16 protein-coding genes are annotated in these 12,038 nt (G+C 31.8%); 9 read left to right on the top strand and 7 right to left on the bottom strand.

Annotated elements, in window-relative coordinates:
- Nucleotides 1–448: 448 nt before the first annotated feature.
- The gene (locus tag KYI10_12430) at nucleotides 449–775 is read right to left on the bottom strand and encodes a YxeA family protein (GenBank protein ID QYA34193.1); all 327 of its coding nucleotides are present in this window, start codon (nucleotides 773–775) and stop codon (nucleotides 449–451) included.
- A 45-nt stretch (nucleotides 776–820) separates the two neighbouring features.
- The gene (locus KYI10_12825) at nucleotides 821–988 is read right to left on the bottom strand and encodes a hypothetical protein (GenBank protein XBW67600.1); all 168 of its coding nucleotides are present in this window, start codon (nucleotides 986–988) and stop codon (nucleotides 821–823) included.
- A 214-nt stretch (nucleotides 989–1,202) separates the two neighbouring features.
- On the opposite strand from KYI10_12825, the gene KYI10_12425 reads away from it, so the two are divergent.
- Both KYI10_12425 and KYI10_12420 read left to right on the top strand, forming a co-directional pair.
- Complete coding sequence (locus tag KYI10_12425; GenBank protein ID QYA34192.1) at nucleotides 1,203–3,401, top strand: amino acid ABC transporter permease; 2,199 nt, start codon at nucleotides 1,203–1,205, stop codon at nucleotides 3,399–3,401.
- 2 nt (nucleotides 3,402–3,403) lie between these two features.
- Nucleotides 3,404–4,048: an ABC transporter ATP-binding protein gene (locus tag KYI10_12420; protein QYA34191.1), complete on the top strand. Its 645-nt coding sequence runs from the start codon at nucleotides 3,404–3,406 to the stop codon at nucleotides 4,046–4,048.
- Nucleotides 4,049–4,097: 49 nt separating this feature from the next.
- Here KYI10_12420 and KYI10_12415 read toward each other — a convergent pair whose 3' ends face one another.
- Nucleotides 4,098–4,664: a tyrosine-type recombinase/integrase gene (locus KYI10_12415; protein ID QYA34190.1), complete on the bottom strand. Its 567-nt coding sequence runs from the start codon at nucleotides 4,662–4,664 to the stop codon at nucleotides 4,098–4,100.
- Nucleotides 4,665–4,984: 320 nt separating this feature from the next.
- On the opposite strand from KYI10_12415, the gene KYI10_12410 reads away from it, so the two are divergent.
- A complete protein-coding gene (locus KYI10_12410) occupies nucleotides 4,985–5,239 on the top strand; it encodes a helix-turn-helix transcriptional regulator (GenBank protein QYA34189.1) in 255 nt (84 codons plus the stop codon).
- Nucleotides 5,240–5,475: 236 nt separating this feature from the next.
- Here the strand turns inward: KYI10_12410 and KYI10_12405 are convergent, their stop codons facing one another.
- Both KYI10_12405 and KYI10_12400 read right to left on the bottom strand, forming a co-directional pair.
- Nucleotides 5,476–5,919, bottom strand: a complete 444-nt coding sequence (locus KYI10_12405) for a hypothetical protein (GenBank protein QYA34188.1) — start codon at nucleotides 5,917–5,919, stop codon at nucleotides 5,476–5,478.
- 424 nt (nucleotides 5,920–6,343) lie between these two features.
- Entirely contained in the window at nucleotides 6,344–6,922 is a 579-nt protein-coding gene (locus KYI10_12400) for a hypothetical protein (GenBank protein QYA34201.1), read from the bottom strand.
- 392 nt (nucleotides 6,923–7,314) lie between these two features.
- Here KYI10_12400 and KYI10_12395 point away from each other — a divergent pair, with 392 nt between their 5' ends.
- Complete coding sequence (locus tag KYI10_12395; protein QYA34200.1) at nucleotides 7,315–7,521, top strand: hypothetical protein; 207 nt, start codon at nucleotides 7,315–7,317, stop codon at nucleotides 7,519–7,521.
- Nucleotides 7,522–7,638: 117 nt separating this feature from the next.
- On the opposite strand, the gene KYI10_12820 is transcribed toward KYI10_12395, so the two are convergent.
- Nucleotides 7,639–7,731, bottom strand: a complete 93-nt coding sequence (locus KYI10_12820; protein ID XBW67601.1) for a type I toxin-antitoxin system Fst family toxin — start codon at nucleotides 7,729–7,731, stop codon at nucleotides 7,639–7,641.
- 162 nt (nucleotides 7,732–7,893) lie between these two features.
- On the opposite strand from KYI10_12820, the gene KYI10_12385 reads away from it, so the two are divergent.
- The 5 genes from KYI10_12385 (at nucleotide 7,894) to KYI10_12365 (ending at nucleotide 11,111) form a co-directional block, all read left to right on the top strand.
- Nucleotides 7,894–8,265 (top strand): hypothetical protein, encoded by a 372-nt coding sequence (locus KYI10_12385; GenBank protein QYA34198.1) that lies wholly within the window; start codon nucleotides 7,894–7,896, stop codon nucleotides 8,263–8,265.
- Nucleotides 8,266–8,785: 520 nt separating this feature from the next.
- Nucleotides 8,786–9,229 carry a hypothetical protein gene (locus KYI10_12380; GenBank protein QYA34202.2) on the top strand — a complete coding sequence of 148 codons (444 nt, stop codon included), beginning with the start codon at nucleotides 8,786–8,788 and terminating at the stop codon, nucleotides 9,227–9,229.
- On the top strand, nucleotides 9,211–10,308 hold the full coding sequence (locus KYI10_12375; GenBank protein ID QYA34197.1) for a relaxase/mobilization nuclease domain-containing protein: 1,098 nt from the start codon (nucleotides 9,211–9,213) through the stop codon (nucleotides 10,306–10,308). The genes KYI10_12380 and KYI10_12375 overlap by 19 nt, the downstream gene beginning before the upstream one ends.
- 40 nt (nucleotides 10,309–10,348) lie before the next feature.
- Nucleotides 10,349–10,489, top strand: coding sequence for a hypothetical protein (locus KYI10_12370; protein ID QYA34196.1), 141 nt, complete (start codon nucleotides 10,349–10,351; stop codon nucleotides 10,487–10,489).
- 1 nt (nucleotide 10,490) lies between these two features.
- Complete coding sequence (locus KYI10_12365) at nucleotides 10,491–11,111, top strand: hypothetical protein (protein ID QYA34195.1); 621 nt, start codon at nucleotides 10,491–10,493, stop codon at nucleotides 11,109–11,111.
- Here KYI10_12365 and KYI10_12360 read toward each other — a convergent pair whose 3' ends face one another.
- Entirely contained in the window at nucleotides 11,112–11,951 is an 840-nt protein-coding gene (locus KYI10_12360; protein QYA34194.2) for a helix-turn-helix domain-containing protein, read from the bottom strand.
- Between the last annotated feature and the right edge of the window lie 87 nt (nucleotides 11,952–12,038).

The raw sequence follows: 12,038 nt of genomic DNA, 5'->3' as shown, positions 1-12,038 counted from the left end.
ATATGATGTTTCCTTAAATCATTCTTTCGATTTGTTTTGTTGAAAACTGTTTAAAAATCGGGTATGATTAAAACATAATCTTATAAGAAGAGTTTAAGGAACATTCTAAAGTGTTTGCCGATGTTAGGGATCGGTAAGCGATTAATAACTGGGCTCAATCAGTTATTAATGCTGAATGTTCTTTTTACGTTCAATTAAGTTATTTAAATTGTATAACTATTAAAGACAAATAGCAAATAAAAATGTAAAGTGTACCTGCTATAAAAATTTATTGATAGAATTCTGAACTCTTTTACGAATTAATAATATAAGGAGGAATTATATGAAAAAAGAAAAAGCAATCAACTTAAGAATGACAGAAAAAGAAATTAGTTTTTATTTTAAAAAATTCCAAGAAAATTTAAAAAAATCTACTCAATCAAAAAAATAAGATTGAGTAGATTTTAATTTATTTTAATCTTTTTTTAATCTTCTGTGGAATATTCTCCTTGTCGATATATTTTAATTCATAAACAAAGTCATTCTTAAAAACAACTTTTACATACTCCTTAGTAGGATCAAATCCTTTGAAGCTTAATATATGTTCTCGGCCACTTTTGTCATATATTTTTATATCTTCATATATTTGACCACCCTTTTCTACTTTACCGTATCCAATTTGCTCTTTTATTAGAGGGTTATATTTATCAATTCTCTCATTGTGTCCTTGACTTATGAACAGGAAAGCAAGAATTAATGTAGTAATTATTACTACTGAAAATAAAATTTTTTTCATTGATAATCTCCTTTATAGATTTCTCATTTTTTTACAGTAAAGCGTTTACAAATATAAATTATCTGTTATTATTGTAAGTGAAATACCAATAAATTGTAAAGGAGTAATAAGTATAAACATTAAAAACCTTGTCTTATCTACTGTTATTTTAGGTTCTGTAGGAGCTGCTATCCCTGCTGCTGCGGATGCAGCTGTCTCAAGCCCAACTTTCAAAGGAGTTAAAATTTCTTGGGATCATGGAAGAAGATATGGAGTTTATAGTTACTCTACTGTGCAAACAGGTAAATTTGAGCACTCAGCAACTGCCAATTCAACATTCTCTGGTTGGAAAAAACCTGGAGTAGTAGCGGATGCTCAACAGTTTGTAGGTACTGGAACAGCGTCAGCTTATTGGAATTGCCGATAAAATTTAAAAAGGTGAGAACGAATGAAAAGTATACAATTAGCAGGATCTATTCGTTATCTTGCCTATATTTTAGTTGCCATTCAAGGGACTTTATTTCTCTTGTTGGCAACTTTTAATTTAGGACAAGAGTATAACAGAAGTTGGGACAATATAGAAAGTAATTCAAACGGTTATCATTTTTATATCAATAATGTATCTATAGATAAAACTGATGAGATTTTAAATGTTTTTAATAGATACAGTGATTTGGTGTTTATAAAATCTATGGACAGTGATGAAAGTAATCAAAAAATTATTGGTGTTATAGGAAACTCAAATAATTTTCCTGAAATATATACATTTAATAAAAAAATCGTTTCTACCAGTGATGTGCATAACTTATTAAAAAGTACAAATTCAGATGCTACTATCGGATTATATAATGGTACTGCTAATCAGATTAAGTCATTATCTAATCCTTATTTTTCAACTAGTCATTCGATTGTTAAAATGAATAACTATATAGATAAAACTAAAAGTATAAATGGGAAGTATACAGTTTATGGGTTAAAGAATAAAAATCAATTACATACTTTTGTTCAAGATTTAATGGCTGTTACCGGACAGTCTAAAAAATCTATAGAGTCTCCAAATGGTGGATCCTATAAAACTAATAATTTTATACCGTTAGTTCTTTCATGCTTTCTTCTAATAAATTTTGTTAGTTTATTAGTAATATTTTTATCTATTGCAGTTAGTAATTTAAAAAATAATGGAAATTTAATTCTTCTGGGATGGTCTAAATTAAGAATAGGAAAAAAAATATTTATTCAATTCTTTTTATTAAGTTTAATATTAACGCCTATATTAAGTATTATATTTTGGTATATTAGTGGATGGTCTAAAGTTTCATTAAAAGTTTTATCCCATTATTTTATGAACAGTATATTTAATATTATTTCGGTATTTATTATTATCTTATTTGTATGTTTAATAGTCTTTTCTATGAAGTCTATAGATGCTATTAAAGGTAAAATACCTAATAAGACCCTATATGGAGTTGGTATTTTAGGATATTTATTTTTAAGTTCTGCTTTAGTGGCAGGTAGTATCTATTTAGACAGTCCAATGAAAGATGTTAATAAATATATAAAAATATCTAACCAGTGGAAGTCTGTTGAAAACTACTATACGCTAAAAGATGTACAAACGGGTTCAGATCAATCTTCTGTAATAGGATTGTCAAATGAACTAAACCAAGATTTCTATGATTGGTATAGTTCTATGTATCAAGATAAGAATGTGTATATATCAACTTCAGAATACATAAGTAAGAACCTACTGAAAACATATAAAGAAAATAGAACTTATGATTATATTCCGAAAAAACCATTTTGGTACATGACATTTTCTCCGACCTATTTAAAAGAACAAGGTATTGATATAGATAAAAAATTATTAGCAGCATCTAATTCAGGGAAAAAAGTATACTTAATTCCAGATAACTATACACAGAATGAAAAAGAAAGCCTGTCTCAATGGTTGAAAGAAAGCGAAACAAAAAATATAAAAGATAATGACATTAGCACCGTCTTTAATAAGAGTAAAGAATTTATTTTCGTTTCATATCATTATAATAAAAAGGTATTCAATTGGAGTAGAGACACAGAAAAGAATATTATGGTATCTAACCCTATAATATACATTGTTACTCCACAAAATATGAATTATCAACAGTCCGAAAGTTTGAGGAGTAATGATTTAAATGGTTATATTAAATTTAAAGATAAAGAAACAGCTAAAAAATATACAAATAAAGACTATTTAAAAAAATATGGATTAGAAGATAACAAAATAAAATTTGTAGCGATAAAAGATTTTATTGATGGTCTTCAAAAAGATCTTTCACAAACAATTTTATGGTTTTTAGGGGTTATTATAGGGATTATTTTACTCTCTATTATTTTACTGATTTCTCTTTCGTATGTGTATCGTGTATCAAATAATGAAAGATTATATGTTTCAAAGTTTCTTGGATTCAACTTTTTTAAAATGTATAAAGTGCCAATGATACTTATTATTGTGGTATGGATAATAGAAATGGTTTTAGTATGTCTGTTTCATTCAAAAATAGGGGTAATTTTAGTTATAATTTATGGCATAATACAAATACTTATATTTTACTTATATATGTCTAAGAATGATATTAAACAATTGCTTCTTTCAATCAAGGAGAGATAATAATGAAAAAGGTTATTGAGTTACATAATGTGTGTAAGAGTTTTGGAGAACGAAATATAATAAATAATTTCTCGATGGAAATATACGATAAGGAATTTATTTCTATTGTTGGAAAATCTGGATGTGGAAAATCTACAATTCTTAATATGATTGGACTTTTAGAAAGTGTAGACAGTGGAGAAATCAAAATTTTTGATAAAAAAATCCCTAGTGTTAATTCAATTGCTGCTACTAAAATAAGAAGAAATGAAATCAATTATTTATTTCAGTCATATGCACTAATATCGGATATGACAATTATGGATAATCTTCAATTGGCTCTAGAGTATACAGAAAAAAGTAAACAGCAGAAAAGAAAATTAATTTTATCTACTTTAAAAAGACTAGGGCTTGAGCACTTAGAAAATGCAAAAGTTAATACTTTATCAGGTGGAGAACAACAAAGAGTTGCAGTAGCAAGGACTATTATTAAACCAGGGAATATTATATTGGCGGATGAACCTACAGGAGCTTTGGATCCTAAATTAGCAAATGTATCTTTTGATTTAATAAGAGAGCTAAGAGATGAATATGGAAAAACAATCTTGTTAGTGACCCATAATATGGAGCAAGCTCGTCTCTCTGATAGAATTATTGAATTAAAATAATGGTTTCTATGGAATATATGATGATACTTATCCATAAAAACAATGTAGATTAAGTAAATAAATTTCTCATGACTTTACTTATTGAATCATTTATCACATCTTGATTTATCCCAATATATCTCAAGGTCACAGACTGAGAAGAATGATTAAATAGATCCATCAATAAGGCTATATCCTTCGTTTGCTTATAGTAATGATAACCAAAGGTCTTACGCATCGAGTGTGTACCGATTTCACTTAATCCAATGGATTTTGCTGAATGATTTAATATTCTATAGGCCTGTACACGACTGATGGGTTTACTTTTGCCCTCAGAATCGAGTTTATTGCTTTTAAACAGATAATCTTCATCCTCCAGGAACTGAATATAACGATTAATATCCTCCTTTAGATGATAAAGGGGGATTTGTTTCTGTTTACGGGTTTTCTGCTCTCTCAGCTTGATTGTATAGTCTTTAATATCCTTTTTCTTTAATCCCAACATGTCACTCACTCTCAAGCCACAGTTAATCCCTAAATTAAATAGAAAGACATCACGCTTTGATCCATAGTACGCGAGTGCCTCCTTCATCTCCTGTATCTTTTTTACGTCTCGAATCGGTTCCACGCTGTTCATCAAAATCACTCCTATATGATACATATAACGTTATTATTAATATCATTATGATACATTATTTCAGACATAAAAATAAACCCCTTTGGTGTCGGGGTTTGTCATGTAACATAATTTATATTGTGTTACTTAAGCGAATGACGCTCAAAATAGACAAAAGTAAACAGAAAAAAACGTTTAAATCATATGTTTAATTTGAACGTACCCTTATCATACAAAAATTTATTTAAAGAATTACCTTAAACTTACCTTAAAAATCTTCCAATATCATTGACTTTTAATGTATTTTAAATGAAACTTTTTACATGGAAATGAGGTGAAATATGATATTATTAAATGAGAAATTAAAAGGATTAAGAAAGAAAAAAGGAAAGACACAGCAACAAATGGCAGAAGATTTATCAATATCAATACAAAGCATTAATAAATGGGAAAATGGAAAATGCTTACCTGATGCTATAAATCTTCTGAATATATCCAAATATTTTAATGTTAGTATTGATGATTTATTAAATAATAAAATTAATGGTAAACTAGTTGAATCTAAGAAGTTTAAATTTTTTAATATATTTAATTAAGGAGTAATCAGAGTGAGATATTTATTAATAATTTTATTTTCAATTTTGGCTAGCACAATATTGACTAGTATTACAATTTGGTATAATACTAAAAGACAAAAAAATACCGGAAAAACACCTTTTGAAATGAAAAATACTAAGGGTCATAGAATTGCTCAATTTATTTTCTATTTTATTCTTGGAATAATATATTTTTCGACAACAATATAAAAAAGGGCGAAAGCCCTTTTCTCTTATTATGGTGTGATTCTTCCAGTTGAATTTTCAACAAATTCAAGATATCCAACTTTATTTTTTTTAGCTTTATCTTTGTAGTATGTAACTTTATGTCGAAAATTAGGACCAAAATAACCCCTTTGCATATATATTTTATCAGTATAATAAATAGTTTTTTTTGACGATATATAATCATCAACGCTTCCACTAATAACCGCTACTGTCCCCGCTCCAATAGGTCCAGCAACTTGTAAACCAACAGCTCCTAAAGTAAAACGAGCGACAGCTAATTTCGCTTTATTATCAAATTTAGTATTTCCTGTTTTTGTTGCATAATACTTCCAAGAACTAGCAGCTTCAGCTTTATTTTCTAATTGAACAGGTTTTAAATCATTAGGTAAAACTCCAATAACTGAACTTCCTAACATTGTAACTGCAACTACAGACAATAATTTTTTCTTCATTTCATATTCACATCCAATCTATTTGATAATTTAATGTTAAATAAATAGGTGTTTTGAATAAACTGTAAATATGTTTAATACTGGCTATATTTGAGTTTAAATTTTATTAAACATATGTTTAATAGTATTGATGTGAATATAAAAAGCTAATCATTAAATTGATTAGCTTTTCTTAGTTCGAACAATATAAGAAATCAAAAATAATATACCTGTGATAACAATAACTATATTTGTAAACATGATTACTGTTTGATTGTGAATAACTCTACCGTTCAAAAAATTAACAAGGATTTAATTTTTTAATAACTAATAATTAAAACTAATAAGAATATAGCTAATAATGTTATAAAAGAATTCATTTTCATTTTTACACTTCCTTGACCCGTTTAAATTTTAATATTTTCGAAACAAAATACTTTTTTAATCACTTAAAGAATCTTGATAACAAGCCACCTTTTTTATTTGTCGTGCTATTGTTTTCTTGCTTATCTTCTTTTAAGTCTTTATAAAAGCTATTAACTTTATTAGTATCTTGTACTTTATCAGCCTTTGTATTATCTTCTTTGACTTCCTGTAATTCTATTTCAAGTGCCTTTATTTTTTCATTTGATTGTAATTGTAATGACTGTTGATTGTGTAATAATTGTTGTTGTTGCTTAAGTAATGAAGTTAAGTCTTGCTTATCATCTTGTAATGATTGTATCTGTTTGTCTTTATCGTTAATCATTTGTCTAAGCAGATCTATTTCATTACTATTGTCTGAAACACTTTGAATGTCTTTATCTTGCTTTGTATCATCATGCATTAGTTCAGATACATCTATATTCAACTGCTTGGCCTTATTTTTGAGTATTCTATTCTTAATTGCTTCAACATCATCAGCACTTGAAACATATAAGGTATTGTCTTGCTTAGTCAATTCTATTTTCAATTTTTTAGCGTTATTAAATACAGTTTGTTTACTTATATTCAATTCATTAGCAATATCAATACATGATTTCATTTCATCAACCCTTTATCAATAGTTTGTTAAACATTTGCCTAATCATATCTAAACTTGTTAATCCTTTGACAATCATTTGTTAAGTATCTTAAAGACAATTATATCAATACATCTACCTTAATTAAATGCAATTAGTTATTAAGTTATTCATAAAGTGTTAGACAACACTTTATGAAATGCTATATCAGTTTATTAAGTGTTAGACAATGATTTGTTAAGGCTTAGTACAGACAACATACAAGCAACGATAATGTATTTGAATGGTTGTAAAGTCCTAAAGTAGTTTAAAGGTTTGTTAGAACGCTTTATTGCTCTTATAAGGTGCTATTTATATGTTTATTCAGGAATATTTCTTAGTTATAATAAAAGAAATAAAAGATTGAGGTGATTATATGTCTGAGGAAAAAACAGAGGTAAAAAGAAAGTTTGGTTTTTATCATCGCAAAGGTGAAAAGATTAAAGTTGTTTTTACTGACGGAAAAGCTATCACTGGAACATATTTATTTGCACCACAGTATGAGATCATTATCGAAACAGAAGATGGACGAGAAATAACGATTTTTAAACATGCTGTAAAGTATGTCTATGTCGTTGATTAGTTTTACAAAGAAAACTGAATGAGATATAATAAAGTTAACAAGTAGAAATTCCATGGAAACACCGAACCCCCTGACTGCTGGAACAGTTAGGGGGTTTTTAGGTGCTGGTATGCCGTCTTAATCCTTACGTTGATCTAACCAGTGAGAAAACAACGCAAGTGCTACGCCAACATACAATGGCGCAATAACGTTAACAAGTAGAAATTCCACAGAGATCACCTCCTTCCATAAGATCTCGCCTATGGAAGTAAAGACGGCGTACTCATTATACCGAATTACTATGGTTTCTTCTATAGTGCTTACCTTATCCATTTTATCTCTCAAAAACACGTGGCATAATAAGGAGAACGATAAACATCAGGAGGATATGCGATGACAAATATTGATTATGAAAAAGAACTACAAGCATTAGAAGAAAAAAAGAAGCAGCTACTAAAAGAAAAGCGTGAAAAAGATAAGAAAGAACTTCAGATATTAAAAAAAGTCTTTGGTAAAGATTTTCCAAGAAAAGAGAATGGTAAATTTATCTCGTTAGATGAATTTAAGAAAAATTATGTCATTTCACGTAAGGATCAGTCAGGGATTGATCCGAATGAATTGAATGCAGTTCAAGAAGAACTCAATCAATTAAAGAAGACGCTGAATGACATTGCGGATGCAATGGACGATTCAAGAGGCTACTGGCACATTAATGATTTAAAGGGGTTAACGAACTGGTTATCACAGTTTAGAACGAAGGGCTAAAATGTGATAAATCGGCTTACAAAAGATACGAGTATACAGTATCTTTTGTATCGAATGAATTGGAGTAGGATGACGAAAGTAGTCAGCATATTCAAATCCATTCGGAGAGGTTTTCTACAAAAATCCTTCAAAACATCATACGATGTTTTGAAGGATTTTTGTATTTTATATCATCTGTTTATTTCGAAGAAATAGAAGAGGATATAAAACGAAAGGGTTAAGGGAAATACTTTTCCCTTACAAGGAGGTGAAGTAGACTTTGCGAAGCAAATGTATACATTCGCACTGCTTGACCAAAACATTTATTGTACAATTTATGGTATAATTGAGATAAACACCGTGACAGAACAATTGGACATAAATGTTTTGTGTTCTTGTGATGTGATGGCTGTTGTTAATCTCAAATGCGAGCGAATAGTGAAACATTTGGATTTACAACAATCGTGTGAATGTCTGCGACCGAATAGGGAGCAGTCTGAACCGATACATCACATCACTTCGGCACGGAGTGGCGTAAAAAATGACGAATGAATATGAGCTATTTTTTACAGAATGGAGGGACGAACAAGTGAGCGAGGCAAAGAAAAAATCAAAGATTATTTCTTTCCGAGTGAACGCAGATGAATATGATGTGATCGCTGGTACAGCTTCAAGTGCCAACTTGAACATCACATCATATTTAAAGGCGCGCGCATTAGGAGGGAAGATTCATCGTCCACTGATGAAGTCAGAGGATATTCAGAGTATCTTACCACCACTTTCAAAATTATCCGGAGAGATCAGTAGAGTAGGGAACAATATGAATCAGTCGACACGTGCTTTAAAAACTTTAGCACGTGAACCCTATATTGGTGCTGTAGAATTGAATGCGATCAAAAAGCTGACAGAAGAATTTCAGGCATCTCAGCATGAATTTGAACGACTTCAGAGTGAGGTGCATCAGATATGGCGCAGACTAAAGTAGCATCCTCTAGAAGTGCCACCGCATCCATCAAATACGGGCGTGATGGTAAAGATAAGGACACACAGGAGAAGAAGTGTATCGCAATGTCAGGGATCAACTGTGATCCGAGTAATGCTGAATATGAATTTCGTGTCGTCAGAAAAGCGTTCAACAAGGCTAAGGACGAAGGTAAGGACATTCAGGCACATCTCATTGAACAGTCCTTTAAAGGCCGTGATATTGATCCTTTTGAAGTCAATCAGATGGGATATGAACTGGCCGAACGGCTGAATGCAGAACTCGGAGGGGGCTTTCAGGCCGTCGTCTATACACATGGCAATACACACAACTATCATAATCACATCGTGTTCAATGCGGTAAATTTAGAGGATGGCCACAAATATCACTGTTATCAGGAAAAGAAGATCATCGAACGCATCAATGATGCGGTTGTACAGGAACATGGTTATCCCGTCATTGAAAAGCATAAGGAACGTGGCACATCGGTCACGATTAAAGAACAGAAACTCAAGGATAAAGGAGAATATATATGGAAAGATGATCTAAGAGCACGAATCGATCAGGCATTCGAAAAAACAAAGGATAGCCTTCATTTCGATTTAGAGCGCTTTAAGGCGCATCTAACCGATCTAGGTGTCAACATAAGGGAAAGATTCAATCAGAAGCAACAGATGACCCGTTTTTCATACGATTTTATCGACCGGGATGGTAAGAAACGTATCATACGTGAAAAAAATTTAGGAGTTGATTATGGTGCCGAGGGAATCCAATACGGATTGGAGCAGGAACGAGAATCTTATGAACGATTTAAACGACAATCAGGATTCACATCTCTCCCAGCAGGTCGTACAGCTAACGCTGAAGTACCAGAAAGCAGAGATCGCATTCAACAGTATGCACGACAAGTACTTGACGCTCGTATCAGAGATGCAGGCAATGAAAGAACACAACGAGAACCTCGAACAAGAGATGAACACAGCCATCAACGAAAACAAAGCACTCAAGACCGAACTTCAGAGGACCATCCAACACAGCCAGGACAAGATAGACGCCATGACCGTGGTGGACTTGAACGCTGAAAGTCTTAGACGGGACGTCCTAACGGATCTGAAGAGAGAGATGAAGTCTGAAATAGAGATGCATCAGACGGAGCTGGATCATAGCTACCTCAGAACAAAGCTTATCCTGAACTATATCCCCGTCATCATCAGTTTGATCTTTGTGTTCACCATCTATTATCTTATGACAGGGATGCATTAGGATGTTCACACTCCTTTATTATGGCATCCCTGTCTGTATCGTTGCTTTGTGTCTCTATTTAATATTCGTATTGATGGCAAAACTTGAAGACCATCTCGCATCGTTAAGATTCACACTGCCTTTATCTGTGATGCTCTTCGGCATAGGGTTCACGATTAGTACATGGACGCCTTTATCACCGTTGCCTTATTATCAGGCGCATCTACATGTACAGAAAGTCCACCAGCAGTCCAAAACAGCTGAGACCTATCTGGAAGGCTTAGTCGACAAAGGACTACTGGATACGACCGTGAAAAAGCATGTCACACATCAACATTTTTCAGTCGCACAGAACAAAATCAGTCAGATTGATGACCCCAACAAACGTGAGACACTCAGGGATAAACATAATGACTATCTATCAACATATGAACATCAGATCGGTGACAGGCTCATCCAAAAGCTTCAACTGGAACATCTCAGTATCTCTGAATACAGTAATCTTACGGCACATGACTATGACAATGTCCGTTATCAGATTCAGCAACAGATTCAGACACCACGAACGGAGCAGTTTTTCCTGGAACGTGTCGAAAAGCTACAGAAACGACATGATCTCGAATATCAATCGGTCACTCCATAACTAGATGACAGGATTATAGACAAAATAATGTTGTGCTATATACTCACGTAAAATACCGATATAGTAAGCTCTGTCATTTTTAATCTTAGATGCCAGTCCATTAAATTCTTTTTTCTTTGCCTTAACAAGTGATTGTATCGCATAAATCATAATCTCAATGTGATCTTCAGTGTCATAGATATTGTTACCGATGGTTTCTTTCAGCATGACCTTATACAGGGACAGAATTTCTTCATCACTAAAGAAAGGCTTTGCGACGTTATAGATTTCGTCAGGCACTTCCATTGGTTTGACACGAATATTTGAATTTTTAATGTTGTGATATAAAACTTTAGAGTGTTTTTTTACAGAACGTTTTCTGTTACTTAAAAAGATATTTAATAGATTTAAAAAATATATAGTTTCCTTTTTTGCGCGTACATGTTGTAAGGCTTGTTGTGACAAGGCTTTACCGGTCTTCACAACCTGATTAAGCGTGGACATTTTAGCGTGGACATTTTTTTCTTTAAGGATTTCATACTGTGTGTACGTGTTGATACGATAGACATTTGCGCCGTTATTTTTACGTTTACCACTGACGGTATGAATCTTCGTGATATAACCCTCTGCATCGAGATTCTTTAAAATACGGTAGACGGTTTTCTTACTGATATTTAAAAGGTCTGCGATGGTCTGAAGTTTTAGGTGAGAATAACCAATCACCTTTAAGCTGTGCTGTTTTAAAACGTTTAAAATGAGGTATTCAGTCTTTTTAAGATGACGATTGTATCGCTCAACCGTGCGATCCATTGCGATGATTGTTTCAAAGTTATTTTCAAAGTCGTTCATGATGTAAGTCATTTCTATCATTCCTTTTTTAGTATTTAGGAACGAAAAAAGAGTACACGCCGGTCTTTTCCATGGCATGCACTCTATGACTTTTATCAT

It is taken from the genome of Macrococcus sp. 19Msa1099 (genome assembly GCA_019357535.2).
Classification (GTDB): Bacteria; Bacillota; Bacilli; order Staphylococcales; family Staphylococcaceae; genus Macrococcoides; species Macrococcoides psychrotolerans.
Note: the sequence above shows the minus strand (reverse complement) of the source record. Positions and strands in the feature narration are given on the sequence as shown.